The sequence below is a fragment of the Microlunatus sp. GCM10028923 genome, assembly GCF_042666975.1.
GTDB lineage: Bacteria > Actinomycetota > Actinomycetes > Propionibacteriales > Propionibacteriaceae > Microlunatus.
The window spans coordinates 258,899-283,177 of the sequence record NZ_JBHTFF010000002.1 but is presented as its reverse complement, the minus strand read 5'-3'; the positions used below and the strand labels follow the sequence as shown (position 1 = coordinate 283,177).

The 24,279-nt window shown below is 68.8% G+C and carries 24 protein-coding genes; 7 read left to right on the top strand and 17 right to left on the bottom strand.

Annotated elements, in window-relative coordinates; all coding sequences use genetic code 11:
- Positions 1-31 precede the first annotated feature (31 nt).
- From ACFQU4_RS05485 to ACFQU4_RS05475, 3 genes are all read right to left on the bottom strand, one after another.
- On the bottom strand, positions 32-1,231 hold the full coding sequence (locus tag ACFQU4_RS05485; RefSeq protein WP_377487856.1) for a Gfo/Idh/MocA family protein: 1,200 nt from the start codon (positions 1,229-1,231) through the stop codon (positions 32-34).
- Positions 1,228-2,064, bottom strand: a complete 837-nt coding sequence (locus ACFQU4_RS05480; RefSeq protein WP_377487854.1) for a sugar phosphate isomerase/epimerase family protein — start codon at positions 2,062-2,064, stop codon at positions 1,228-1,230. Before ACFQU4_RS05480 ends, ACFQU4_RS05485 begins: the two co-directional genes overlap by 4 nt.
- A 97-nt stretch (positions 2,065-2,161) precedes the next feature.
- Complete coding sequence (locus tag ACFQU4_RS05475; protein WP_377487852.1) at positions 2,162-3,037, bottom strand: LysR family transcriptional regulator; 876 nt, start codon at positions 3,035-3,037, stop codon at positions 2,162-2,164.
- A 61-nt stretch (positions 3,038-3,098) separates the two neighbouring features.
- Here ACFQU4_RS05475 and ACFQU4_RS05470 point away from each other — a divergent pair, with 61 nt between their 5' ends.
- Positions 3,099-4,013: a zinc-binding dehydrogenase gene (locus ACFQU4_RS05470; protein ID WP_377487850.1), complete on the top strand. Its 915-nt coding sequence runs from the start codon at positions 3,099-3,101 to the stop codon at positions 4,011-4,013.
- A gap of 2 nt (positions 4,014-4,015) precedes the next feature.
- The gene (locus ACFQU4_RS05465; protein WP_377487848.1) at positions 4,016-4,855 is read left to right on the top strand and encodes an LLM class F420-dependent oxidoreductase; all 840 of its coding nucleotides are present in this window, start codon (positions 4,016-4,018) and stop codon (positions 4,853-4,855) included.
- Between the two features lie 10 nt (positions 4,856-4,865).
- On the opposite strand, the gene ACFQU4_RS05460 is transcribed toward ACFQU4_RS05465, so the two are convergent.
- Entirely contained in the window at positions 4,866-6,113 is a 1,248-nt protein-coding gene (locus ACFQU4_RS05460; RefSeq protein WP_377487846.1) for a GNAT family N-acetyltransferase, read from the bottom strand.
- A gap of 107 nt (positions 6,114-6,220) precedes the next feature.
- The gene (locus ACFQU4_RS05455) at positions 6,221-7,498 is read right to left on the bottom strand and encodes an alpha-L-fucosidase (protein ID WP_377487844.1); all 1,278 of its coding nucleotides are present in this window, start codon (positions 7,496-7,498) and stop codon (positions 6,221-6,223) included.
- A 301-nt stretch (positions 7,499-7,799) separates the two neighbouring features.
- On the opposite strand from ACFQU4_RS05455, the gene ACFQU4_RS05450 reads away from it, so the two are divergent.
- Complete coding sequence (locus tag ACFQU4_RS05450; protein ID WP_377487842.1) at positions 7,800-8,762, top strand: hypothetical protein; 963 nt, start codon at positions 7,800-7,802, stop codon at positions 8,760-8,762.
- A 90-nt stretch (positions 8,763-8,852) separates the two neighbouring features.
- Here ACFQU4_RS05450 and ACFQU4_RS05445 read toward each other — a convergent pair whose 3' ends face one another.
- From ACFQU4_RS05445 to ACFQU4_RS05410, 8 genes are all read right to left on the bottom strand, one after another.
- On the bottom strand, positions 8,853-9,269 hold the full coding sequence (locus ACFQU4_RS05445; RefSeq protein WP_377487840.1) for a type II toxin-antitoxin system VapC family toxin: 417 nt from the start codon (positions 9,267-9,269) through the stop codon (positions 8,853-8,855).
- Positions 9,266-9,538 (bottom strand): type II toxin-antitoxin system VapB family antitoxin, encoded by a 273-nt coding sequence (locus ACFQU4_RS05440; protein WP_377487838.1) that lies wholly within the window; start codon positions 9,536-9,538, stop codon positions 9,266-9,268. Before ACFQU4_RS05440 ends, ACFQU4_RS05445 begins: the two co-directional genes overlap by 4 nt.
- 32 nt (positions 9,539-9,570) lie before the next feature.
- Positions 9,571-10,497 (bottom strand): carbohydrate ABC transporter permease, encoded by a 927-nt coding sequence (locus ACFQU4_RS05435; RefSeq protein ID WP_377487836.1) that lies wholly within the window; start codon positions 10,495-10,497, stop codon positions 9,571-9,573.
- 2 nt (positions 10,498-10,499) lie between these two features.
- Positions 10,500-11,435: a carbohydrate ABC transporter permease gene (locus ACFQU4_RS05430; protein ID WP_377487834.1), complete on the bottom strand. Its 936-nt coding sequence runs from the start codon at positions 11,433-11,435 to the stop codon at positions 10,500-10,502.
- Between the two features lie 5 nt (positions 11,436-11,440).
- Positions 11,441-12,859 carry an extracellular solute-binding protein gene (locus tag ACFQU4_RS05425; RefSeq protein WP_377487832.1) on the bottom strand — a complete coding sequence of 473 codons (1,419 nt, stop codon included), beginning with the start codon at positions 12,857-12,859 and terminating at the stop codon, positions 11,441-11,443.
- A 144-nt stretch (positions 12,860-13,003) separates the two neighbouring features.
- Complete coding sequence (locus ACFQU4_RS05420; RefSeq protein ID WP_377487830.1) at positions 13,004-14,140, bottom strand: Gfo/Idh/MocA family protein; 1,137 nt, start codon at positions 14,138-14,140, stop codon at positions 13,004-13,006.
- A gap of 13 nt (positions 14,141-14,153) precedes the next feature.
- Positions 14,154-14,723 (bottom strand): GNAT family N-acetyltransferase, encoded by a 570-nt coding sequence (locus tag ACFQU4_RS05415; RefSeq protein WP_377487828.1) that lies wholly within the window; start codon positions 14,721-14,723, stop codon positions 14,154-14,156.
- Between the two features lie 71 nt (positions 14,724-14,794).
- Positions 14,795-14,965, bottom strand: a complete 171-nt coding sequence (locus tag ACFQU4_RS05410) for a hypothetical protein (protein ID WP_377487826.1) — start codon at positions 14,963-14,965, stop codon at positions 14,795-14,797.
- Between the two features lie 141 nt (positions 14,966-15,106).
- Here ACFQU4_RS05410 and ACFQU4_RS05405 point away from each other — a divergent pair, with 141 nt between their 5' ends.
- The 4 genes from ACFQU4_RS05405 to ACFQU4_RS05390 are packed head-to-tail and all read left to right on the top strand — an operon-like array spanning position 15,107 to position 18,599.
- On the top strand, positions 15,107-16,459 hold the full coding sequence (locus tag ACFQU4_RS05405; RefSeq protein ID WP_377487824.1) for a PLP-dependent aminotransferase family protein: 1,353 nt from the start codon (positions 15,107-15,109) through the stop codon (positions 16,457-16,459).
- A 33-nt stretch (positions 16,460-16,492) separates the two neighbouring features.
- Complete coding sequence (locus ACFQU4_RS05400) at positions 16,493-17,485, top strand: D-alanine--D-alanine ligase (RefSeq protein ID WP_377488775.1); 993 nt, start codon at positions 16,493-16,495, stop codon at positions 17,483-17,485.
- Positions 17,482-18,234 carry an SURF1 family protein gene (locus tag ACFQU4_RS05395; protein ID WP_377487822.1) on the top strand — a complete coding sequence of 251 codons (753 nt, stop codon included), beginning with the start codon at positions 17,482-17,484 and terminating at the stop codon, positions 18,232-18,234. Before ACFQU4_RS05400 ends, ACFQU4_RS05395 begins: the two co-directional genes overlap by 4 nt.
- A 2-nt stretch (positions 18,235-18,236) precedes the next feature.
- A complete protein-coding gene (locus ACFQU4_RS05390) occupies positions 18,237-18,599 on the top strand; it encodes a DUF3817 domain-containing protein (protein ID WP_377487820.1) in 363 nt (120 codons plus the stop codon).
- Between the two features lie 6 nt (positions 18,600-18,605).
- Here ACFQU4_RS05390 and ACFQU4_RS05385 read toward each other — a convergent pair whose 3' ends face one another.
- From ACFQU4_RS05385 to ACFQU4_RS05370, 4 genes are all read right to left on the bottom strand, one after another.
- Positions 18,606-19,079, bottom strand: a complete 474-nt coding sequence (locus ACFQU4_RS05385) for a hypothetical protein (RefSeq protein WP_377487818.1) — start codon at positions 19,077-19,079, stop codon at positions 18,606-18,608.
- Between the two features lie 118 nt (positions 19,080-19,197).
- Positions 19,198-20,142 carry a ParB/RepB/Spo0J family partition protein gene (locus ACFQU4_RS05380; protein ID WP_377487816.1) on the bottom strand — a complete coding sequence of 315 codons (945 nt, stop codon included), beginning with the start codon at positions 20,140-20,142 and terminating at the stop codon, positions 19,198-19,200.
- On the bottom strand, positions 20,139-20,912 hold the full coding sequence (locus tag ACFQU4_RS05375; protein ID WP_377488772.1) for a ParA family protein: 774 nt from the start codon (positions 20,910-20,912) through the stop codon (positions 20,139-20,141). Before ACFQU4_RS05375 ends, ACFQU4_RS05380 begins: the two co-directional genes overlap by 4 nt.
- A gap of 798 nt (positions 20,913-21,710) precedes the next feature.
- The gene (locus tag ACFQU4_RS05370; protein WP_377487814.1) at positions 21,711-22,565 is read right to left on the bottom strand and encodes a phosphotransferase family protein; all 855 of its coding nucleotides are present in this window, start codon (positions 22,563-22,565) and stop codon (positions 21,711-21,713) included.
- Between the last annotated feature and the right edge of the window lie 1,714 nt (positions 22,566-24,279).

Here is a 24,279-nt window from a genome sequence, read left to right as displayed (position 1 = left end):
GAATTCCTTGCTTCTCAAAGGTTCCGGGCGTTCAGGCGTCCGCGGTGACGGCCGGGCGGCCCTTGATCACGGGCTCGACGTCGTCGTACTTGCCGTTCAGCACGTCGTCGAAGGCGACCGGCTGGCCGAGTGTCGCGGAGATGTAGATCGCCCGGACCAGGGCCAGCGAGAGCAGCGCCTCGTTGGTGTCCACCAGCGGCCGGCTCTCGCCCCGGATCGCCGCGGCGACGTCGTCGTACTGGCGCAGATGTCCGGCCAGGAAGGAATTCGGGTCGTTGCGGCTGCCGGAGAACTCGTCCTCGCCCTGGCTCGCCTGCTCGGCCTGGTTGGCCCGGGACTTCGCGCTGCGTAGGTTGGCGTCCACCTCGCCGTCGCCGGCATGCAGGTACTTCAGCTGGTCGTTGTCGATGATCGCCGAGCCGAGCGAGCCGTGCACCTGCAGCCGGACGGTCAGGCCCGGGTAGGCCGCGGTGGTCAGGTGCAGCGCCGCGAGGGCACCGGACTCGAACCTGATCGTCGCCGTCGCGGTGTCCTCGATCTCGATCCGCTCGTGGGCCAACTGGGCCGTGTGGGCGAAGATCTCGGAAGGCCGGCCGAGGAACCAGCGCAGCAGGTCGACCGTGTGCACGCCCTGGTTCATCACCGCGCCGCCGCCGTCCAGCGCCCAGGTGCCGCGCCAGTCGCCGGAGTCGTAGTACTGCTGGCTGCGGAACCAGGCCATGCTCGCCATCGCCGACGTGACCGTGCCGAGCTTCTTCTCCTCGATGATCTTGCGGACCACCTGGCTGCCCGGGTCGAACCGGTGCTGGCTGATCACGCTGACCACCTGGCCGCGCTGCTCGGCGGCCTCGACCAGCCGGGCGAACTCGACCCCGCGCTGGACGCTGACGTCCAGCGGCTTCTCGATCACCACGTGCACGCCGGCGGCCAGGCACTCCTCGGCCTCCTCGATGTGCAGCCCGCTCGGGGTGCAGATCGCGGCCAGGTCTGCCCCGGCGGCGAGCGCGTCGGCGATGCTGCCGTACGAGCCCGGCCGGTCGGCGCCCTGCTCCACGACGACCTCGGCCACCTGCTCCATCGCCGCCGGGTCGGTGTCGACCAGACCGGTGACGACGAAGTCGGGGTGCTTGGTCGCGACGAGGGCGTGGTGCTTGCCGATCACACCGCAGCCGATGATCACGATCCGGGTCGGTCCGGGCGTGGTCGTACGGACGGGTTCTTGGGCCGTCATCGAAGGTTCACTCCTTGAGTGTGGGTGAGTTGAGCAAAGGCGGCGGCCGCGCGTCCGAACGCGGCCGGGCCGGAGAATCCACCGAGCTGACCGGCGACGGTGAGGTGCGGCTCCAGTGAGGCGAAGCCGTCGAATCCATGATCACGAAGCCCGGCCACGGTCTCGGCCAGCTCCCCGTCGCCCTCGCCGGCCGGGACGACCTTGCCGTCGGCGGCCCGGGCGTCCTTGACCTGCAGGTACGCCACGTGCGGCCGCAGCAGTTCGAAGCCGTCGGTGTAGGGCCGCACGCCGCACTGGACGAAGTTGGCGTTGTCCCAGGCGATCTTGAGTGCCGGCGAACCGACCGCGGTGATCAGGTCGTGCACCCGGGACGGAACGTCGCCGTAGATGCCCTTCTCGTTCTCGTGCAGCAGCACCAGCCCGGCTCGGTCGGCTCGTTCGGCGAGCGCACTCAGGTGGTCGATCACCTGGTCCCGAACCGCCTCGACGGCAACGCCCTCGCCCCGGTAGAAGGAAAAGATCCGGATGAACCCGGCGCCGAGCGCCTGAGCGGCCTTGATCGCCGCGTCCAACCGCCCGAGTTCGTTCTCGATCGGTGCCGAGACGTCGACCTTGCCGATCGGCGAGGCGATCGCCGAGACACCCATCTCGCGTTCACTGAGGACGGCCCCGAGGCGGGAAAGTTGATCATCGTCGAACTCGACGATGTTGGTCCGCCAGGCGCTGCGGACCTCGAGGTGCCGGGCGCCGAGCGCCTGCAACACCGCGACCTGAACGACGGGGTCAGGGTCGATCTCGTCCCCGAAACCGGACAAGGTCCACGTCGTGGTCACGCCTCCCGACCCTAAGCTGGGCCCAGTCTGCAGGGCAAACGCTTGCCATCAGTTGCCAACGGTTCCGTTCGGGCCGTCCCGTGGACCGGAACGGAAGTCAGGTCCCGGGCTGCGCGCAGTGGAAGCAGGCGTCGGTGACCACCTGGACGGCCGGTCTGCGGTCGCCGGATCGCCAGACGACCGCCAGTTCGGCCGGGGGCAGGTCCAGGACCGGCCGGTAGACGATGTCGCCGCGTTGATGGACGGTGCAGCTGCCGGCCGGCTGGAGCAGCACCCCGTCGCCGGCGGCGACGAGTTCGTACGCCTCGTCGGGAGTGGCGGCCTCGCCGGCGATCGTGGGCGGATCGGTGCGCCGGTCCATGGCGAGCCAGGCGTCCCGCAGCGGACCGGCCGAGGAGGGCCGTGCGACAACCGGTTCGTCGACGATGTCGGCGAACCGCAGGGACGTCCGCGCGGCCAGCCGGTGCCCGACGGCGAGAGCAACACTGCGATCCTCGACAGCGATCCGGCGGGTCTCCAGACCCTCGGGTACGGGGAGCCAGGCGAGCGCCACGTCGACGGTGCCGTCCGTCAGCCCGACGGCCGGGTCGCCCCACGGAACCTGGCGAAACTGCAGACGCCAGCCCTCCAGGCGTTCCTGCAGGGTGGCGGTGATCGTGGGGATGAGCCCACGTCCGATCCGGGAATGGAACCCGACGGTGAGCGTGTGGCCGGCCAGCCGTACCTCCTCGGTGGCGGCCTGCCACTCGGCGACGAGGGCCCGGGCCCGCGGCAGGAATGCGGCACCGGCAGCCGTGAGCCCCACCGTGCGGTGTCCGCGGGTGAACAGCGTGGCCCGCAACTGCGCCTCGAGTTGCCTGATCTGTTTCGACAACGCCGGCTGGGAGACGAAGAGCCGCTCCGCGGCCCGGGTGAAGCTGAGATCCTCGGCGACCGCGAGGAAGTAGCGCACATCCTGCACGCGCACGTTCATAGCCAAAGGTTATGCGAACGGGTCTTGGACAGGGATCGACAGCCGAGCCCAGGCTGGATCCATGCGAGCCATCGTCCATGACCCGGCAGCCGGCCTGCGGATGTCCGAAGCGCCGGAGCCAGAGCCGGAACCGCATCAGGTGCTGATCGACGTGCGGGCCGCCTCGCTCAACTTCCTCGACGTCGCGTACCGGGACGTCAATCTCGCTGCCGGTGACATCCCGGGTGTCGACGCTGCCGGGATCGTCCGCACGCCGGCCGCGGATGGCTCCGGCCCGCCGGCAGGAAGCCGAGTCGTCTCCTTCGCGATGGGTGGGGCCTGGGCCGAGCATCGGACTGCGGCCGCCGCCGACACCGCCGTCGTGCCCGATGGCGTGGAGCTGACCACGGCCGCCGCGCTGCCCGGCGCCGGCGTCACCGCACTGCAGGCCCTGCGTCGGCTCGGACCGCTGCTCGGCCGGCGGGTGCTGGTCACCGGGGCCTCCGGCGGGGTCGGCCGGTTCGCCGTACAGCTTGCGGCGCTGTCCGGGGCCGAGGTGGTCGCCGCCGTCGGCAGCACGGCCCGCGCGACCGGCCTGACCGGGCTCGGCGCCCGCGAGGTCGTCACCGACCTGGCCGACGTCCGCCGGCCGGTCGGCGGAGTGATCGAGAACGTCGGCGGTCCCCTGCTCAGCCAGGCGTTCGGGCTGCTCGACACGGGTGGGCTCGCGGTCAGTGTGGGCCAGGCGTCCGGTCGCCCGACCATGATCGACTTCGAGGCCGAACGTCGCCGTGGCATGGCTGGGCGCCGGGTCGAGGCGTTCATCATCCAGCTCGGGATCGCATCGGACCTGGCCCTGCTGCTCGACCTGGTCGCCGACGGCGCCCTCGACCCACAGATCGGCCGCCGGGAGTCCTGGCTGCAGTTCGCCGCAGTGGCCGATGATCTGCGCAGCCGCAAGATCATCGGCAAGGCGGTCCTGGAGATCGGAGCCTGATCATGCAACTGGGCGTGAACGGATTGAACGCGAAGGCGGCCCACCCGCCGCAGGTCACCGCCCGGCTCGCCCGGCTCGCCGAAGACCTCGGCTACACCTCGTGGTGGGTCGGCGAGCACGTCGTCCTACCCAGCCCACGGACGCCGGACACTCCGATGGACCCGCGGGACCCGATCCTCGACCCACTGGTCCACCTTGCCTATGTCGCCGCCCTGACCCGGCGCATCGAACTGGGCACCGGGATCGTGATCCTTCCGCAGCGCAACCCGCTGGTCCTCGCCAAGCAGGCCGCGAGCCTCGACGTGCTCAGCGGCGGGCGCCTGTTCCTGGGCGTCGGCGCCGGCTACCTCGAACCCGAGATGACGGCGGTCGGCGTCCCGTTCGCCGAGCGTGGCCGCCGCACCGACGAATATCTCGACGCCATGGTCCAGCTCTGGACGGCCGACTTCCCGACGATGGACGGCCGGTACGTGAGGTTCTCCGACATCGACGCCCATCCACGACCGGCCTCCACCGGTGGCCCGCGGATCGTCGTCGGCGGTCGCAGCGACGCCGCCCTCCGCCGCGCCCTCACCCGCGCCCACGGCTGGATCGGCGTCGGCACCCCCGACGAACTCGCCGCGGACCTCGACCGCCTGGACGCCCTCGCCGGCGAACAAGAACGTCCTCAACGACTCGGCCCGCTGGAGATCACCGCCCTACAGCTCCAGCCGGTGAATCAGGCCACCGCCGACCGGTTCGCCGACCTCGGCGTCGACCGGCTCCTGGTCTACCCACTCCCCCTGGCGGACCCCGACGACATCGCCCGATTCCTCGAACAACACGCCGGGCTCGCCAGCTGACGCACGGCGGCTAGAAGTCGTCCGGGCAGTGCGGGGCGCGCGGCCAGGAGAAGGCGGTGGTGACGGCCTGGACACTGCCCGGCGTGTGCTCGCCGATCAGGCCGGCCCGGTGCAGCGCGGTCAGCGGGGTGCCGCCGAGATAGATCGCGCCGAGGTCGCGCACGGTCAGGCTGAGGTCGGCGGACGCGTCGGTCCGGGTCACCTCGGCGCCCTCCGGCCCGGCCTGGACCCGGTACCGCCCGGCCAGGTCCGGCAGGAACGTGTCCGCGACGTCGAGGACCAGGTCGAGCTCGGCGGTGTACTTCCGGGCCGCAAGCGCCCGCGGCAGATCCGTCAGCCGGGCGTAGGTCGCGTCGTGCAACTCCGTCTTGATCGCCCGTTGGTCGGCGACCAGCTGGCGCAGCGGTTCATCGGTGGGCACGCTGTGGAAGCGGAACTTGCGGATCAGGTCCAGGTCGAGCAGGAACCGCCACAGCCGGGCATAGCCCTGCGGGGTGGCGGCATCGAGCTCGTTGATCATGACCTCGCCGCCGTCGTCGGTCCACTTGGTCCGGAACGCGGCGTAGCCGTCCGGGGTGCCGTCGGCCGCGAAGTGCAGCAGATAACGCCGTTCCGAGGCTCCGCGGCGCCGGTTCTCCGGATCGTGGGCGATCGAGTCCCACTCGAGCTTGGTGCGGTTCAGGGCGCCGGGCCGGTCAGCCAGGAAGCTCTCCCGTACGCCCGGGGCCACCGTCAGCGCCTCGTCCTTGGTCACCTCGTCGACCGACCCTTCGCCGAGGTCGACGCCGGGCAGGAAGGTCATGTCCCGGGTCGCGCCGGAGACGCTCAGGTGCGAGGTGGCCCGGCCGTAGCCGAACCGCCCGTAGATCAGCGACTCGGAGGCCCAGAGCAGCGCCAGCGGCTCGGTGCCGCGGGCGATCACGTCCTGGGTCAGCTGGTGCCGCATCATCTCGGTCAGCAGGCCGCGCCGGCGATAGCCGGGCGCCACCGTCACCACGGTCACCGCCGCCACCGGGACCGAGCCGCCCGGCGTCGTCATCACCCGGGTACACGCACCGGCACTGGACACCCACCGGTCGTCGACCGTGAACCCGAAGTTGCGCTCCGGTTCGATCTGATCAATTCCGGGTCCCCAGTCCTCCGCGCTGAAGGTGTCGTGGAACCCCCGCGAGACGGCCTTGAGGTAGGCGTCCCGGGTCTCTTCGGTGACGGTACGGAGTTCCGGGGTCGCCCGATGCGGCGCAGTACGTGCAGACATGCCGACAGTCAACCCGATGAATCAACCCCCTGCACGCCATTTCCGCGGCTGGGGTCGGGGCGGGTGCGGGGCCTGCCGAGGACCCGCGCACCCACCACCGAACGGGCCTACTTCAGGAAGATCTCCACCACGGGCACGGCGACGTTCGGCGGCCGTACCGGCAGCGACAGGGTGACCGTACCCTCGGCCTCGGCGCCGCGGCTGGTGTTCTGCGCCTGCGCCTGCGGATCCGCTTCCTTGAAGAAGATCTCCGACGCGTCGTGCAGGAACTGCGCGTACTCCACGTGTCCGCCGAGACCGGCCAGATGGACGTGCTTCAGCGGCCAGGAGAACAGGTGCAGGTAGAGCCGGTCACCGCGCTGGGTGTAGCGGCAGTCCACCGGCGCGGTGAACTCGGACGGGCCGGCGCCGTAGATCGACTTGTCGTGGTACGTCATCCAGTCGCCGATCTCGGCCAGGCTCTCCCGGGCCCGGGGATCGATCTCGCCGCGGCCGGTCGGCCCGACGTTGAGCAGCAGGTTGCCGCCCTTGGAGACGCCGTCGATCAGCATCTTGATCAACAACTCCGGCGACTTGTAGTCGTCGTTGTCCCGGTCGTAGCCCCAACTGCCGTTGAGGGTCTGGCAGGCCTCCCAGAGCACCGGCTTGCCGTCGCGCAGCATCGGGCCGCTCGGCTGGTACTGCTCCGGCGTGACCAGGTCCCCGGGGATGTCCAGCCGGTCGTTGATCACGATGTTCGGCTGCAGCTCCCGGCAGAGCGCCATCAGCTTCTCCGAGTCCCAGTCCTCGTGGCCCTTGCCGGGCGCGCCGCCGTTCGGGTGTTCCCGGCCGGGGTAGGAGAAGTCGAAGAACAGGTAGTCGATCTGGCCGTAGTCGGTGAGCAGCTCACGGACCTGGCCGTGCAGGTACTCCCGGTAGCGGGCCATGTCGCGACCCTCGTTCTGCTCCGGGATGTTGTCGTCCTCCCGGCGCGGATTGATCAGGTCGATCGTGTAGTCGGGGTGATGCCAGTCGATCAGCGAGTGGTAGAAGCCGACCTTCAGCCCGGCCGCCCGCAGCGCCTCGACGTACGGCCGGATCGCGTCCTTGCCGTGCGGGGTGTTGGTGATCTTGTAGTCGGTCAGCTTGCTGTCCCAGAGGCAGAAGCCCTCGTGGTGCTTGGTGGTCAGCACGACGTACTTCATGCCGGCCGCCTTGGCCGTCGCCGCCCACTGCTCCGGGTCGTACAGGTCGGCCTCGAAGTAGCGCAGATACCGCTCGTAGTCGGCGATCTGGGTCTGCTCCCGGTGCATCACCCATTCGTGCCGGGCGGGCAGGGCGTACAGACCCCAGTGGACGAACATTCCGAACCGGTCGTGGGTGAACCATGCGTGGTCGTGCGTCATCGCCTACGCTCCTCAGAAATTCATCAGATGATTGATGCCGATTCAATCAAGAATCGTGTCGATCCGCCAGTAGTTCGCCGTCCTGAATTGAATTCGTCGGACGCCCGCTGAACCTCAGGGGAACTGTTTTGCGGACCTGTTGACGGCCACTTAGGGCCGGGTTACCTTCAGTCGACGCTCTGTCGCTCGCGGGACATGCAACCGATAGCAAGCGTCAAGTCTGTGGAAACTTCCATCGCGCACTGTCGCCCTGTCACAGCGCGCAGCTGCGTCGTTCAGTTCACTAGGGGGAAAGTCGATCATGAAAGCGCGTACTGTTCTTGCGCTGGCCTCGCTGGCCGGAATCGCACTGGCCGGAGCCGTCACCACCACGGCCTCTGCCGATCTCGTCACCCGTTGCATCGGCACCGGCGGCGCGGTCACCGTTCCGGGCGATCTCGTCGTTCCGGCGGGCAAGTCCTGTGTCCTCGAGGGCACCACGGTGGAAGGAAAAGTGACCGTCCAGGCCGGGGCTGACCTGGTCGTCACCGACGGCGTCTTCAAGGGTGTCGTCGTGGTGGCCGAGGACGGCTACCTCGATGCCTACAACACCACCGTGGCCGGCAAGGTCACCAGCCGCGGCGGCTACGGTGCCACCTTCGCGGCGTCCACGCTGTCGGCCGGTTACGCGGGCCTGGCGCCCGCCGACGAGACGATCGTCCCGTTCGCGTACTTCGAGGACAGCAAGATCACCAAGAACGTGCAGTCCGCCTCCGGCGAGCTGTACGTCGGCGGCAGCAGTGTCGCCGGTTCGGTGTCCGGCACCGGCACCGCGTACGCCGACGTGATCGACTCCACCCTGACCGGTGGCCTGACCGTGACCGGCAACGTCGACGGCTCGGTCGTCTGTGGCACCGAGATCGACGGCGCGGCCGCGTTCGACGGCAACGGGACGGTCCAGGTCGGTGGTGGCGGCCTGATCGACGACTGCTCCGACGTGAACTACTTCGGCGGCAACGTCACCATCGCCAACAACAACGGCGGCGTCTCGGTGATCGGCAACATCATCCGCGGCAACCTCGGCGGCGAGGGCAACGATCCGGCGCCGGTCGGCGCGGACAACCGGGTTCGCGGCGCGCTGTCCGGCCAGTTCGTCGACCTGCAGCCGCCGGCCGCCGCCCGCCGGGCGGCTCCGGAGGATCGGCTGGTCGAGCTCAAGGGCAAGGTCGCCGAGCGCAAGGCGGCCGCGGTGACCGATGGTCAGCAGGCCGGCAAGGCCTTCTGATCCTCTGTCACTGACGGAGGCTTTCTGAAACCCGAGATCCCCTGCGGCGCGGTGCACCCGAGCCGCAGGGGATCTTCTTTCTGATCTTGGTCAGGACTCTCTGTCCACAAGATCAACATCGGTCTGTGGAAAGTCGTCGCCGAGACAGAGCAGCGGCTCGCCGGCCAACCGGGCGACCGCGTACGTGAGGCAGTCACCGAAGCTCAGGGCGGCGGGATGGCGGCCCTTGCCGTAACGGGTGAACGCGTCCACGGCGAGGCTCCAATGTTGATCACCGAGCGGAACGATCTCGGCACCCGACTCCTCGACGAACCTGGCCAACAAGGTCTTGCCCGGCAGCCCGAGGCGAGCCACCAGGACGATCCCTGTTTCGACCAGGGTCGCTGCGCCGATCCGGATCGTCGTGGCGGTGCTCAGCCGGTCGATCAGCCTGCGGCCCTCGGGCTCGGCGGTCAGCACGGCGATCAGGGCTGACGAGTCCACCACCATCGCTGATGGCGTGGTCACACGCCGTCAGCCCCGATCCCGAGCAGCTCCTCCCGCTCGGCCTTCGTGATCTCCACTCCCCGGACCTCGACCGGAAGTTGCGGCCAGGCCTCGTCGACCAGAAAGCGACGCAGCCGATCCGCCCGAGCGCCGCGTTGATGTTCCCGCAGCACCCGCTCGAGCCGTTCCTCGAGCGCACTTCGGATCGCCCCGGTCTTCGTGTCCGACGTGAGGCGGGCGACCTCGGCAGCCAACTCCTCGGTTCTGGCGTCCTTGATGTTCAGTGCCATGGTGTAAGGGTAGCTCGATTGGTGTAGTTCCACTACCCCTTGACGCCGGTCAGGGTGATGCCCTGGATGAACGTGCGCTGGGCGACGAAGAACAGGATGATCACGGGCAGGACGGCGAGCGTGCTGACCGCCATCAGCGGGCCGAACTCGGTCGCGTACTCGCCCTTGAAGAAGTTCAGGCCGAGCGAGATCGTGTAGAGGTTCGGGTCGGTCAGGTAGATCAACGGGCCGAGGAAGTCGTTCCAGGACACCAGGAACTGGAACAGGCCGACCGCCACCAGCGCCGGTTTGATCAAGGGCAGGATCACCCGGGTGAAGATCTGCCACTCGTTCGCCCCGTCGATCCGGGCGCTCTCCGACAGTTCCTTCGGCAGCGTCCGGAGGAACTGCCGGAGCAGGAAGATGTAGACCGGTACGCCGAGCCAGTGCGGCAAGATCAACGGCACCCAGGTGTTGGTCAGCCCGAAGGTCCGGAAGATCTCGAAGGCCGGGAACATCGTCACGTAGAACGGGATCATCATCGTCGCCAGGATGATCACGAACAGCACGTTCCGGCCCGGCCACTCGATCCGGGCCAGCCCGTACCCGACCATGGCCGAGGAGATCACCGCACCGATCACCGAGAGCAGCGAGATGATCACTGTGTTGAGGAAGTACTGGGCCAGCGGGAACAACTGACCGGCCTGGGCGAAGTTGTCGAAGGTGATCGCGTCCGGGATCCAGACGATCGGGCTGGCGTTGAGATCGGCGGCGGTCTTGAAGGCGCCGGTCGCCATCCAGATCAACGGGATCAGAAAGATGATCGACAACCCGATCAGCACCGCGTGCTTGGCCAGACCGATCAGCAGCCGGGACCAGAACGGGCGGCGCCGCACTTCAAGATCACGGCGACCCACGTCGGCCAGGGTCTGCTGGCGCTGCTCACCGAGGACGGCGTCGTCCGCAACGGTGTTGGACATGATCAGTTCCCCCCGTAGTAGACCCGGCGACCGACGGTACGGAAGACGATCACCGCACAGACAGCCGCGAGGACGAACAGGACCCAGGCCATCGCACTCGCGTAGCCGACCTTGAAGAACGCGAAGATGTTCTGGTACAGGTACATCCCCGCGACCATGGTCGACCCGGCCGGGCTGCCGGTGCCGCTGGTCAGCACGAAGACCTCGGTGAAGTACTGGAAGCCGGCGATCAGGCCGGTCACCAACGCGAACAGCAGATGTGGCGACATGAACGGCAGCGTCACGTGCCGGAACCGGGAGAACACCCCGGCGCCGTCGATCTTGGCCTGTTCGTAGAGCTGCACCGGCACGTCCTGCACACCGGCGAGCATGATCACCATCAGATTGCCGACACCCCAGACCGCCATGATGATCAAGGCCGGCTTGGCCCAGTCCGGATCGGCGAGCCAGGAGGGTCCGTCGATGCCGACGCGTTCCAAGATCGAGTTCAGCACGCCGTACTGCGGGTTGAACACGTAGGACCAGATCACCGCGGAGGCGACCAGCGGCACGATGCTCGGGATGAAGAAGATCACCCGATAGACGGATCGGCCGCCCACGTTGAGGTTCAGCAGCAGCGCCAGCGACAGCGCGGTGATGATGCCGAGCGGAACTGACCAGACGAGGATGTAGACGGTGTTCCCCATCGCCTGCCAGAAGATGGAGTCACCGAACAGGTCGGCGTAGTTGTCGAAGCCGAGCCAACGGCCCGGGGTGAGCATCGTGCCGGAGGTGAAGCTCGCCTGCAGCGAGCGGAGCACCGGATACGCGGTGAAGATCAACAAGCCGGCGATCGCCGGTGAGCAGAAGATCAAACCCCACTTGATGTTGCTCTTGGTCTGACGAGACATCGGCCGGCGGTTGACCGCTCGGGTCCGGTCCACGGTGGCGGTGGCCATGTTGATCACCCGACCCGTTCGAATCGTTCGGCCTCGCGGAGGCTGAGTTCCTTGACCCGTTGCAGGGCCTGCTGTGCCGTCCGCTGTCCGTACACGGCGGCCATCACCTGGGTCTCCATCTGCTGGTGGTGGAACTCGCTGACCGTGATCAACGGCCGGGTGTGCTCCATCTTGCTCAGCGTCTCGTGGTAGACCCCGGCGTCCGGGTCGCTCGCGATCGCCTGGTTCACCGGAGCCTTCGCGTACCCGACCGGGAAGCCGATGTTGTCCCACTGGGTCTGGGTTCCCTCATCGGAGATCGCGAACCACTTGAGGAACTCCCAGGCGGCGTCCGGCTCCTTCGCCGCGGCCGGGATGAAGCCCGACCAACCACCGAGCCAGGCACCCTCACCGGGCCGGCTGGCTCCCGGCGGCGCGTACGGCAGCAGGGTGGCGCCGATCTCGATCTCCGGGTGCAGTTGCTTGATCTGCAGCAGGTTCGGCGTGACCAGGCAGGCCATGCCGAGCTTGCCGGTCGAGAAGGGGTGCAGCTGCAAGGACGGCGGGGCGATCGCGGCCGCCTCGGCACCGCCGATGCTCTGGGCCGACTTGGTCATCCACTCCAACGCCCTGATGTTCGGCTCGTCGTCCGTGGTCGCCTCGTTGGTGCCGTCGTTCCAGAACTTGCCACCGAAGGAGTAGCCCCAGGTGAGCATCGAGTTGCCGCCGCCGTACTGGTTCCACGGCATGATCCCGATCTGGGTGGCCTGGCCGCCCTCCACCCGGTTGATCTCCGCCGCCATCTGATCGATCTCCTCGATCGTGGTCGGCGGGCGTTCCGGGTCGAGGCCGCACTCGGAGAACAGTCCCTTGTTCCAGAAGAACGGGAAGTTCGCGTCGGCGTCCCACTGCACGCTCCAGACCCGGTCCTGGTAGGCCATGCTGGCCGCGCAGACCGGGAAGAAGTCCTCCAGCAGCACGCCGTCGCGTTCGAAGTACGGCGTCAGGTCCTTCATGATCCCGAGCGAGGTCCAGCTCGGCGCCAGCGCGGCGTCGCAGAACCCGATGTCCGGGGCCTGGCCGCCGGCGATCGCCGTGAACAGCTTCTGCTGGATCGTGCTGCCACCACCCGGCGTCGGCGCGAAGGTGACCCGGACCGCGATCTCGTCCTGGGAATCCTCGAAGGCCTTGGCGCACTGGACCAGGCCGCTGCCGACCGTGGAACCCCAGATGTTGTAGATCTCGATGGTCTTCTTGCGGCCGGGTGCGGGCTCCTTGTTCGGCCGCACCGCCGTCGCGTCGCGTCCCGAACTGACCACCGAGCAGCCGGCGCCCGCTCCGACGGCGAGGCCGGCGGTGAGCAGGCCCCCCGCTCGCAGCAAAGAGCGCCGGGACAGTGGCGGTCGTTCGGTCGATCCCCGGTCCGGGCTTGCAGCATGGGTCACCGGCACGCACCCCCTCGTACGTCGATCCACGATTGAATCGTTTTGATCTTGAGTTCAAAACAGTAGGCCAGAGGATCTCGGCGGGTCAATAGCCCACGGAGGCGCCTTCGCTGCGGACCGCTGATACCTTTCAGCGGCTCGTCGTCAGCGAGTGAAGGGTGCGCCGAGCGCGGTGAACGTCGCGTGCTCGTAGGCGGCCCGGCGGACCCAGGCGTCGATCCCGGGGATCATCATCCGCTGCTCGCCGTCGGCCTCGACGAGTTCGGTCACCGACGGATCGAGCGGCCGCGGCTCCCCGGCGGCCACCGCGTCGACGACTCGCATGAAACCGCCGGTGTCCAGCAGCGGGCAGAGCAGCGGCTCGCCGGTCGCCCGGTGCGCGAGCAGGTTGTCCAGCAGGCTGGTCCGTTCGTAGGTCAGCGTCTCGGCCGGCGCCCCGGTCAGGTCCGTCGCGGCCCGGAGCTCCACCCGGTCCTGGGTGTAGAAGAACCGGGCCGCCTGCTCGGTGCCGACCACCTCGACGTACGGCGCCTCCTGCGACTGCTCCGCGCAGAGGGTCAGACCGAGCGTGACCCGGGTCCCGTCGTTCGTCACCACCCGGACCACCGAGGTGTCGTCCGACTCGATCGCATTGGCCCGGAACAGGTCCACCTCGACCTCGGCCAGTTCGTCGGCCCGCTGTGCCCGGGCCAGCCGGAGTGCCGCGGAGGTCGCGTGGGCCAGCGGGTTGGTGATCACCCCGTCCATCACCGGCACGCCGTCGATCGTCCGGCGGCCGGCCCAGGCGGAGCGTTTCCAGTAGCTGAAGGTACGGAGCCAGACTCCGACGCCGGAGATTCCGACCAGCTCGCCCAGCCGGCCCGAGTCGATCATGGTGTCGAGCGCCGGGAAGGCCGCCGAACCCAGGCTCTGAAAACCGATCTGGACCACCCGGCCGGTCTCCGCGGCGACCTCGAGCAACTGGTCGAACTGCTGCATCGTGGCGACCGGCGGCTTCTCCAGCAACACGTCGGCACCCGAGCGCAAAGCCGCCTCGGCGAACGGCAGGTGGGTGTGGATCGGGGTCGCGATGGTCACGATCTCGGGCCGGGTCCGGTCCAGCAGTTCGGCGACGTCGGTGAACACCGGGACGCTCGGATCGAGCCGTCCGCTGTCGTCCGGCTTGGTATCGCAGACGCCGACCAGGTCGATCCGGTCCTGCCGCTCGGTGGCCGCCCGAAGATGGGACGCCCCGTACCCGTGAATTCCGACGACCGCGAGCCGCGGCAACCCCTCCGCCATGGCCCGTACTCTCTCAGATGCCGTGCGAACCCTGAGTCGGTACCCCAGCTCGGTCCGAGTCGAACCGCGCCGGTTCGTAGCTCGCCGGCTCCGGCGGTGCCGGCCTCGCCACCAGCCCGGCCAGGCGGCCGATCACCGAACTCAATTCGAAGCGCCAGCGGGCCGTCGAGCGGAGTTCCATCCGGAGCCGCGGGGTGATCGGATGCGGCCGGCTCACCTCGAACCCGACCGCGGTCAGCCAACCGACCGGCAGCAGGACGGTGGCCCGAGTGCCGTTCGTCGTCGCCACCGTCGAGCCGAACGCCTCCAGCGCACGGATCGAGCGGCGCACTGCGAAGGCGGCCGCGGAGCGGACCAGTTGCTTACCGACGCCGTGCCGGCGATGGGGTTCGGCGACCCAGCCGGTGATCAGGACCGCCGCATCCCGGCTCGCGCCGACCGCGAAGTCCGAACCCGCGGGCAGCAGGTCCGGCGGAGCCACCAGCAGGAAGCCGATCACCTCACCCGCGTTGACCGTCATCACGCCGCACGCACCCCAGCGGCCGCAGACCTGTTCGGCCCAGGCGGCATCGACGCCCGGCATCGCTTCGAGGCAGGTGGGCGGCAGTCGGTTCAGATCACCCGCGGCGAGCAGGCGGGTCCGCCGGGAGCGCATCAGCGGGGCCCGGGGTCGGCGAAGCCCGGAGCCGGGCGGGGTCGGGTCAGGCCCGCCGCGAAGCCGATCAACAGCCCGAACGCGAGCCCAGTCAGCAGCCAGCCGAACCACCGGCGCAGCCGAGGCCCGCCCGTCGTGGGCTGCACCGCCGGTCGCCGCGCCCTGTTCATGCGGCCCATGCTAGTACCGCCGCACACCCGAAGCTGTGCGTCTGGCGGCGTCCGGGTGCGCGCGGATTTGGGCGCGTCGCCGTACCAGGGCTGTTGCGAGATGGACTGTGGCGGAGCGCCGACGTGGTGCACCCTGGTGGGGTGACCTCCTCCCCCGAACCCCCGAGCCAGTCCGCTGAGCCTCCGGTCCGGCGTCGCGACACCAGGCTGGACCACTACGTCGACCGGTACGCGGTCCGGACCCACGGCATGACGGCGTCGGCCATCCGGGCACTGTTCGCCGTGGCGAACCGGCCGGAGGTGGTGTCGCTGGCCGGCGGGATGCCGAACATCGCCGATCTGCCGCTCGACGTCGTCGGGAATTCGCTGCAGCGGCTGGTCCTCGACGACGGCCGGGTCGCGATGCAGTACGGCAGCGGCCAGGGCGAACCGTTGCTGCGGGAGGCCATCTGCGAGGTGATGGGCCTGGAGGGGATCGCCGCCCATCCGGACGACGTGACGGTCACCGTCGGCTCCCAGCAGGGGCTGGATCTGGTCACCCGGCTGTTCTGCGACCCGGGCGACGTCGTGCTCTGCGAGGCGCCGTCCTATGTCGGCGCGCTCGGTGTCTTCCGGGCGTACCAGTGCGAGGTACGCCACGTCGGCATGGACGCCGAAGGACTCTCGCCCCAGGCACTCCGGGAAGCACTGGAGGTTCTGCGCCAGCAGGGCAAGCGGGTCAAGTTCCTCTACACGATCCCGAGCTTCCACAACCCTGCCGGCGTCACCCAGTCCGAGCAGCGCCGCCGGGAGATCCTGGCCATCGCCCGCGAGGCCGACCTATTGCTGATCGAGGACAACCCGTACGGGCTGATCGGATTCGATCATGAGCCGCTGCCCACGCTGCGGTCACTGGAGTCGGAGCTGGTGATCTACCTCGGCACGTTCTCCAAGACCTTCGCCCCCGGGTTCCGGATCGGCTGGGTGCTGGCGCCGCACGCCGTACGCGAGAAGCTGGTGCTGGCCCAGGAGTCGGCGACCCTCTGTCCACCGGTCTTCTCCCAGTTCGCCGTGGCCTCCTACCTCCGTGATCATGACTGGCGCGGCCAGATCAAGGTGTTCCGGGAGATGTACCGGGAACGCCGGGACGCCATGATCGCCGGGCTCGCCGACCACCTGCCGGCCGGTTGCACGTGGAACACGCCCGCCGGCGGCTTCTTCGTCTGGGTCGGGCTGCCGGCCGGGTTCGACTCGCAGGCGATGCTGCCCCGGGCGGTGAGCGCCCGGGTCGCCTATGTTCCCGGGACCGCCTTCTACACCGACGGTTTCGGCAGCCGGTTCATGCGGCTGTCGTACTGTTATCCGACACCGGAGCGGATCATCGAAGGCACCCGACGGCTGGGCGAGGTGCTCAACCGGGAGGCCGCCCTGCACGAGACCTTCGGTACGGTCGGGGCGGCGGACCCGACCGGGCCCGCGTTGCCGTACCAGGCACCGCGACCGAACCAGAGTTGATCATGACGGAGTTGATCATGGTGATGGATGATCATGGAAAATGATCATGAACGGAGGGATCCGGTGACCGACGTCGGGACCGTCGTCGTACTGGCGGGTGGCCTCTCGCACGAACGTGAGGTGTCGCTGCGCTCCGGTCGGCAGGTTGCCGAGGCTCTGCGCGACGAAGGGCTCGAGGTGATCGAGTCCGACGTCGACCCGGGTCTGGTCGAGCGGCTGGCCGGACTTCCCGAGGCCGTCGTCTTTCCCTTGCTGCACGGCGAAACCGGCGAGGACGGTGCGCTGCGCGAGGTCTTCAACCTGCTCGACGTCCCGTTCGTCGGTTCCGACGGCGCCGCCTGCCGGGTCGCCTTCGACAAGTCGATCGCGACGACCGTGGTCGCGGACGCGGGACTCGCCACGCCGGAGCAGGTCGCGTTGCCGCACGAGATCTTCCGTGAGCTCGGCGCTCAGGCCTTGGTCGCCGCCCTGGGCAAGCGAATCGGTTTCCCGATGATGATCAAGCCGTCTCGCAGCGGGTCCGCCCTGGGCTGCAGCAAGGTCGCCACCGCGGAGGAGTTGCCGGCGGCGATGGTGGCCGCCTTCGCGTACGGATCGGTCGCCGTCGTCGAGAAGTTCATCGACGGCACCGAGGTCGCCGTGACGGTGATCGACCGCGGCGACGGCCCGGTGGCCCTGCCCGCCGTCGAGATCCGGCCCGATTCCGGGATCTACGACTACGCGGCCCGCTACACGGCCGGCGCCACCCGCTTCCTCTGCCCCGCCGACCTGCCGGACCCGGTGTCCCAGCGCTGTTCGGAGGTCGCGCTCGCCGTACATCGCCTGCTCGGGCTGACCGACCTGTCCCGGACCGACCTGATCGTCCGCCCCGACGGCGTCCCTGTGTTCCTCGAGGTGAACGTCGCTCCGGGCATCACCGAGACCTCGTCGGTGCCGCTGGCGATCGAGGCCGCCGGCTGGAGCCTCGGCGAGACCTGCGCGGACCTGGCCCGGGCGGCGGCCCGGCGGCATCGGGATCGTGGATGACCGTCGTGTCCGAGGTCGCCGGCCGCTCCCGCCTGCTGCTCGTCCAACGGGTCGGCATCATCCTGCTCGGGCTGGCGCTCGCCGCCGCGATGTGCGTCCTCGGCGTCTGGCAGGCGCGGGTCTATCAGTCACAGGGACTCGGGGCCGCCGCGCAACGCGCAGCCGAGCCGCCGCGGCCGTTGACCGAGGTGGCGCCCGTCGGCGCGACCGTCGCCGACGGGTATGGCCGGACGGTGACCTTCACCGGCCGCTACCGGCCCGACCTGCAGCTGCTGGTCCGGGCGGAGGACGACCCCGAGGTACGGGTGCTGACCGGATTCGAGTTGTCCGACGGCACCCTGGTCGCCGTGGTCCGTGGCTCACTGGCCGCCGGTGAGACCCAGGCACCGGCGCCGCCGAGCGGCACGCTGACCCAGTCCGGTCTGCTGTTGCCGTCCCAGGACTCCGGCGAGAACGACCCGGACGCACCGGGCGTGATCACGGCCATCCGGGTGCAGCGGCTCGCGCAGCAGTGGCCGGGCTCGCTCGTCAACGGGTACGTCACCCTCGCCCCTGCCGAGGCGAACAGCCAGGGCATCGCGCCGTCTCCGTACCGGCTCCCCGATGCGCCCGGGCGATTGCGCAACGGGGCCTATGCCGTCCAGTGGTGGGTGTTCGCCGCCTTCGCGATCGGGATGGCCATCAAGGTCTCCCGGGATCTCGGTCGGCCCCGGCCGGTGACCGGCGAGAACTACGACGTAGAGTCGTAGTCATGCGCGGTGCGTTGCTTCGGTATCGGATCATGGCCTACGTGGTCGGGGTCCTTCTGGTGATCCTGATGTGCGTCGGTGTCCCGATGCGTTACATCTGGCACGACGAGACCGTGGTGACCTGGACCGGTATGCCGCACGGCTGGCTCTACATGATCTTGTTGATCACCGCATTCGACCTCGGCCGGCGGGCGAAGTGGACCTGGAAGCGGCTGATCTTGATCGCGCTGGCCGGGACCGTACCCTTCCTGTCCTTCGTCGCGGAACGCTCAGCCACCAAGGACGTCAAGGCAAAGCTCGCCAAGCTCGAGGCCGCCGAAGCGGCCGGTCCTACGGAGTCCGAGGTCGCCGAGCCGGGTCGCTGACCTTGATCAGCCGGCGTCGATGCTCAGCACCGTCGTCCGCATGATGCCCGTTCCGTCCGGAACCTCGTAGCGGACCGGCATGCCGGGATATGCCGGCGCAAACCAGAACGTCTGCACCTCGGCGTCCCTGGTCGCCCTGGTGTCGTAGCGGACGCACTCCAGCCGGCCGAGCGGAAGCTCCACCAGCTCGTTGCGGACCTCGGTGCGATCGGCGGGAAACGACCCGTGTCCCTGCAGTTCGCGCCAGGTCACCCGGCTGGTCGACACGTCGTCCGGGTCGTCGGCGTTCCACCGGTCCAGGGTGGCGCCGGTGTCGTCGCCGTCCCGGAAGCGGTTGAGCCGTTCGAACGTGGAGCCGTCGGGGCCCTCGACCAACAGCCGGATGGTTTTCCCGGACCGACTGGACTCTCGGATCTCCTCCGCCGTGAACGGTGTCGGGAGCAATCCAGGACCGAGCACGTGCTTGTCGGAGGCCTCCATCACGCTATTCTCCGCCTCCCCCGCGATCCTGCCCAGCCTCGGCGAGAACTTCCCAAAGGCCAATTTGTCGACTTATTGATAGATCGTGATATCTGTATGTGGCTAGATCTGTTTGTGGCTACTCTTGGCCGGCGTCAGGTTCGCTGCCCGGCGTGGACAGGCCCATGGCCGCGACGATCCGGTGCAGGTCGTCGACGGTGGCGAACTCGACCACGATCTTGCCCTTGGTCTTGCCCAGGTCGACCTTGACCCGCGTCTCGAAGTGGTTCGACAGCCGGTCGGCCAGCTCCGCCACCTTCGGCGCGAACGGCTTCGAGCGGCGCTTCCGTACCGGCTCGTCCTCGCCGGTCTCGCCCAGGGCGACGAGTTCCTCGACCGCCCGTACCGATAGGCCTTCGGCCACCACCCGCTGAGCCATCCGCTCCTGGGCCGCTTGTTCCTCCACCGCAAGGAGGGCGCGGGCGTGCCCCGCGCTCAGGACGCCAGCAGCGACCCGGCGCTGCACGGTCGGGGGCAGCTTCAGCAGTCGGATCGTGTTGGAGATCTGCGGCCGGGACCGCTTGATCCGCTGGGACAGCTCCTCGTGGGTGCAGCCGAAGTCCTCCAGCATCTGCTGGTACGCGGCCGCCTCCTCCAGTGGGTTCAGCTGGGACCGGTGCAGGTTCTCCAGCAAGGCGTCCCGGAGCAGGTCGTGGTCCTTGGTCTCCCGGACGATCGCCGGGATCTTCTCCAGCTTGGCCTGCTGCGAGGCCCGCCACCGGCGCTCCCCCATGACCAGCTCGAACTTGCCCTCGCCGATCGGCCGGACCACGATCGGCTGGAGCAGCCCCACCTCCTCGATGGAGGCCACCAGCTCGGCCATCGCGTCCTCGTCGAAGACGGTACGCGGCTGCTTCGGGTTCGGCGTGACGGCGTTCGCGTCGATCTCGGCGAAGTACGAACCCTCCGGCACCGGGTGCGAGGGAGCCGGCTGCGGCGACTCGGCGGCCTCCCGCGGTTCGGTGCGCTGGAACAGCTCACCCAGTCCGCGTCCCAGTCCACGACGCTCGGCCCCGACGCTCATGAATTCTCCTTTGCTCCGCGGCGAGCGATCTCGATCGCGGCCGCAAGGTACGACTCGGCGCCGGTCGATTCCGGCTGATAGGTCAGGACGGTCTGCCCGTAGCTCGGTGCCTCGGAGATGCGGACCGAGCGTGGAATCACCATCGGCAGCGTCTGCTCGGCGAAATGCGCCCTTACCTCGTCGACCACCTGGGCCGCAAGCTTGGTGCGGGCGTCGAACATGGTGAGCAGCACCGTGGACAACTCGAGCTCGTCGTTCAGTTCGCCCTTGACCAGGTTGATCGTCTGCATCAGCTGCGAGACGCCCTCGAGCGCGTAGTACTCGCATTGGATCGGGATCAGGATCTCGTTCGCCGCGACCAGGGCGTTGAGGGTGAGCAGTCCCAGCGAGGGCGGGCAGTCGAAGAACACGTAGTCCGCCGGGTGATCCTTGAGGTACGTGCGCAGTGCCTTGTTCAGCCGGCCCTCGCGGGCGACGACCGACACCAGCTCCACCTCGGCTGCGGCGAGGTCGACCGTGGCCGGGAGCACCCGAAGATTGGGAGCCTCCGGCGAGTCCACGACCAGGTCCTCGATCGCGTCGCCGTCCAGAAGAACCTCGTACGTTCCCCGGGTACCGCTGCCGTGCTCGACGCCGAGCGCGGTGGACGCGTTGCCCTGAGGGTCCAGGTCGATGACCAGAACCGAGAGCCCGCCGATGGCGAGGGCCGCGGCGAGATTCACCGTGGTCGTCGTCTTCCCGACGCCACCCTTCTGATTCGCCACCACCATGACCCGCGTTTCGGGCGGCGCCGGCAGCGGGCCGATCAACGGACGAGCCGGTGCCGCCTCGGCTTCCTCCTCGGTCACCGCCTCCGGTTCGAGTCCGGGCGTCTCGTCGACCACGTCGGCCGGCGCTTCCTCGGTGAAGGACGGTCCCGGCGGCGTCACGACCTGGTCGCTCTCGGGCTCGGTCGTGGGGGCCGATGGGTAGTCGTCCACCTGCTGCTCGGGCTGTTCGATCGCCGGTGCAGGGTCGGTGACAGCCGGAGCGATCGACTCGGTTGGAGCCGTGAACTCAGGGGCCACTTGACCCGGCCCGGCCTCCGGCGCGAGCGTCGCAGCCTGCGCGATGTTCTCGGAGGGCAGCTGCGTCACCTCGGGCACGTCGACGATCTCGACCGCCAGTGGCGTGGTTGCGTCGTCGTGCTCGGCTGAATTGAGTGGCGGAACCGACCGGGTGAGTTCCCGTGGTTCGGCGGCCACGCCGTTCGTCGCCGGCCCTGGTTCGCTCGGCGTACCCGTGTCTGTCGCGACCACGGTTGCTGGCAAGTCATCGCGGGCCACTCCATTGGTCGGAGGTACGGATCCCGAGGTCATTGTTTCCCGTGAAACAGTGGGCCATCCCAGTGACTTCGCGTCATGCGTGACCCCGGGCCAACCCAATCCACCCGGGGCGGCTGGGCGATTCCCCCGCCGCAATGCCACCATCCCAGTTCCCTGCACGTTCGTCCTCCCCTACCGACAGGCCAACGTTACTGGACCACCACTGACAACTGCGCCATCCACACCGGCACACACAGTGGCATCTCACTGACGGGGACGATTTCCGTCAAGAAGCCGGGCGATCCAGCCGTCGAGCCGTTCTCGCAGCACCTTTCCGGTGATCTCCGGCCTGCCGATTCCTTCGTAGTTGACCGCCCAGGTCTCGACCACCCCGTCGGCGCTCCGGGCGGCATCGAGGTCCCAGGCCCGGACGTCGTCGATCTCCACCCCTGCCTGCTCCTCGTACACACGGAGGAAGTGGTCCGCCGACTCGGGCGATCCCAGCAAGACGAGATCCTGGCGGCACCAGGCAACGTCGACGGCTCGCGGACCCTGCCGCGCCCCCGACCAATCCACGACGCCGGTCAGCGTCCCGTCCCGCCAGAGGGCGTTCCCGCACCAGAAGTCGTAGTGCACGAGCACCGCGCCCGACCGCTCCTGCTGGTCACCCTTCTCACCGTCCACCTCGACTGCCGGTCCGTCGCCAGTCGGCCGGGTTCCCGGAACACGACGAAGACCCCGACCGTCGATCGTATGGATCTTCGCGAGGGCCGAGCCCAGCTGCGCCGCGATCTCAAACGGCGACAGGTCGGGGCTCGGCGGCCCGCCATCGAGCTTGGTCGTGACGATGATCGGCGCCTCGGTCTGCCCCGCGTCGTACGCCACGAGGCGAGGAGCCAGGCCACCCAGCGAACCAAGACGATCAAGAACTCGCACCTCCTCGACGACCGCCGGATCGCCAATAGGAAAGCGCCGCACGACATACTCCGTCCCACCCGCGTCCCGTGCCATGGCGGTCAATGCGTGAGCGCCACCGCTCAGGCGCCCCACAAGTTCGAGGCGCCGGCCGAGCACCTCACTCGCCCGACCGATCAGCCCGTCAAGCACACCGCCGCCCATGGACGCAGCCTTCCATGTCCGCGCGCCAGACCCTCTGTACCTCCCGGCCCCTGGATCCCCAAAGGGGGTTGGGGATCGCAGCGCCATGAGATCTGACTGCTGTCCCCTCGTCGACCGCGAGCCACCGCAAGATGAGTGCCAACGGAGACCCCGGGTTGTCCGGGGTTCAGTACGTCACTGCGGGCGCGCACCCGGGCTCAGCAGGACTCACTTCGACAAGCCACTTTCCCCGTCGTCCCCCCACTCGGAAGCCCTCCACCGACAGAGCCAGCTATGCGGCTCGCTGGGCGCAAGGCCCATGACTCCCGCGGCCGTCCTCCTTGTCCGGCTATCCAACTTGCCGGGCGACACATCCCGGAACGCGAGGAGGCGGCTGACTCGTTCACCTCGCGCGACGACTCCCCTTCTTCCACACGCGTCGCCCGTGGCCCGACTCGACCGAAGTCCCCTCCCGATCGTTCATCCTGTCCCGCTCGGCTGCGAACCCCGAGGCTCAGTTGTCGACGATCATCCCAAGCTCCAACTTCCCCAAGAACCATCGGTTCTCGGCGAGATCTCGTGATCCCGTCTGCGATCAGAAGCCGGCCTCATGTCACACGGCACCCTCGCGGAATGTGGCGGCGGTTCCACGTGAAACAGCCGGGCTCCGCGCCCGGCGACGCCGTGCAACGCTTGCGTCGATCACCGTCTCGGCAATGCCCGAAGACGGTGAGAGCTGAATCCAAGCCAACCTCCTGAGCGCCTCACACTCGAGGACCCAGAGGACCGATCGCCAGCCACAGATGGGCGTGCCGAACCTCCATGGAACTCGCACACCCATCGGCACGCACAACTGCTCTGGCCTGAACCCAGAGCAGGCACAGCTAAGGGCGAGTGGGTCACTCCGATGGTCGACTACTCCGCTAGGTGAACCTGGGGCAGGGCGACTAGGTCGCTTGGTCGGGCAAGGCCCTGGGCACGCCTTCGCCGTACCGAACCGATCGACCGGCGAAGCCTGCGAAAATACGACGGGGCGGACGTAGCCCCACCTGACATCGGCGCCGGATTCACCTACCACGGGGACCTGCGGGGCGTCGGAACCTGACGCCCGAGCCAGCCCACGGTGGGTGCCCGCACCCGCCACTACCGTCGAGCGACGCCTCTCCTCGCCCGGCCAGGCGCCTCACGCCACTCGTCACGCCACGTGCTCACTTCCCAGTGGCAACGACAGAATGCGGCACTACGCGCGCCTCGGAGTCGATGGAACCGGACCGATCGCTTGGCGTTGGGGCACGCACCGGGCGCGCGACCCCGCAGATCCCCGTCCGCCGCGCGCGGTTCTCGAAGCACGCCAGCCCGGTTCCACCAGAACAGCCAATGGACGGGCGACAGTAGCCGGCCGGAGCTGAACATCGCAGACGACCGCAGCGGGCCCGCAGGCTCGACGCCGACCAGGTCCGCGCCCACCGCACCGAGCGCCCGAACCACCGCAAGCGCGGACGCCACCACGTCTCGGCGTACACGCTCCGGCCGATCGACGTGCACAGGGGCACGGCCCGGTGTGTACGGCCCGGCGCCCGGCACGCGTGAACTCCGCGGCCGGGAGCACTCGCCGGCCTTGAGGAACAGCCCAGACCGACGATCGGAAACGTCACGGGCCACGCCGAGTACGAACCCTCCAGGCCTCACATTCAACTAAGCACGGCCGCCACAAATTCGGCATTAGTCGCACTCG

Bases quoted from the DNA above. Each gene is read 5' to 3' on its own strand.
- ACFQU4_RS05485 (WP_377487856.1), bottom strand. From the start codon at position 1,231: ATGACGGCCCAAGAACCCGTCCGTACGACCACGCCCGGACCGACCCGG.
- ACFQU4_RS05475 (WP_377487852.1), bottom strand. From the start codon at position 3,037: ATGAACGTGCGCGTGCAGGATGTGCGCTACTTCCTCGCGGTCGCCGAG.
- ACFQU4_RS05470 (WP_377487850.1), top strand. From the start codon at position 3,099: ATGCGAGCCATCGTCCATGACCCGGCAGCCGGCCTGCGGATGTCCGAA.
- ACFQU4_RS05465 (WP_377487848.1), top strand. From the start codon at position 4,016: ATGCAACTGGGCGTGAACGGATTGAACGCGAAGGCGGCCCACCCGCCG.
- ACFQU4_RS05460 (WP_377487846.1), bottom strand. From the start codon at position 6,113: ATGTCTGCACGTACTGCGCCGCATCGGGCGACCCCGGAACTCCGTACC.
- ACFQU4_RS05455 (WP_377487844.1), bottom strand. From the start codon at position 7,498: ATGACGCACGACCACGCATGGTTCACCCACGACCGGTTCGGAATGTTC.
- ACFQU4_RS05450 (WP_377487842.1), top strand. From the start codon at position 7,800: ATGAAAGCGCGTACTGTTCTTGCGCTGGCCTCGCTGGCCGGAATCGCA.
- ACFQU4_RS05440 (WP_377487838.1), bottom strand. From the start codon at position 9,538: ATGGCACTGAACATCAAGGACGCCAGAACCGAGGAGTTGGCTGCCGAG.
- ACFQU4_RS05435 (WP_377487836.1), bottom strand. From the start codon at position 10,497: ATGTCCAACACCGTTGCGGACGACGCCGTCCTCGGTGAGCAGCGCCAG.
- ACFQU4_RS05430 (WP_377487834.1), bottom strand. From the start codon at position 11,435: ATGGCCACCGCCACCGTGGACCGGACCCGAGCGGTCAACCGCCGGCCG.
- ACFQU4_RS05420 (WP_377487830.1), bottom strand. From the start codon at position 14,140: ATGGCGGAGGGGTTGCCGCGGCTCGCGGTCGTCGGAATTCACGGGTAC.
- ACFQU4_RS05415 (WP_377487828.1), bottom strand. From the start codon at position 14,723: ATGCCGGGCGTCGATGCCGCCTGGGCCGAACAGGTCTGCGGCCGCTGG.
- ACFQU4_RS05410 (WP_377487826.1), bottom strand. From the start codon at position 14,965: ATGAACAGGGCGCGGCGACCGGCGGTGCAGCCCACGACGGGCGGGCCT.
- ACFQU4_RS05400 (WP_377488775.1), top strand. From the start codon at position 16,493: ATGGAAAATGATCATGAACGGAGGGATCCGGTGACCGACGTCGGGACC.
- ACFQU4_RS05395 (WP_377487822.1), top strand. From the start codon at position 17,482: ATGACCGTCGTGTCCGAGGTCGCCGGCCGCTCCCGCCTGCTGCTCGTC.
- ACFQU4_RS05390 (WP_377487820.1), top strand. From the start codon at position 18,237: ATGCGCGGTGCGTTGCTTCGGTATCGGATCATGGCCTACGTGGTCGGG.
- ACFQU4_RS05385 (WP_377487818.1), bottom strand. From the start codon at position 19,079: ATGGAGGCCTCCGACAAGCACGTGCTCGGTCCTGGATTGCTCCCGACA.
- ACFQU4_RS05380 (WP_377487816.1), bottom strand. From the start codon at position 20,142: ATGAGCGTCGGGGCCGAGCGTCGTGGACTGGGACGCGGACTGGGTGAG.
- ACFQU4_RS05375 (WP_377488772.1), bottom strand. From the start codon at position 20,912: ATGGTGGTGGCGAATCAGAAGGGTGGCGTCGGGAAGACGACGACCACG.
- ACFQU4_RS05370 (WP_377487814.1), bottom strand. From the start codon at position 22,565: ATGGGCGGCGGTGTGCTTGACGGGCTGATCGGTCGGGCGAGTGAGGTG.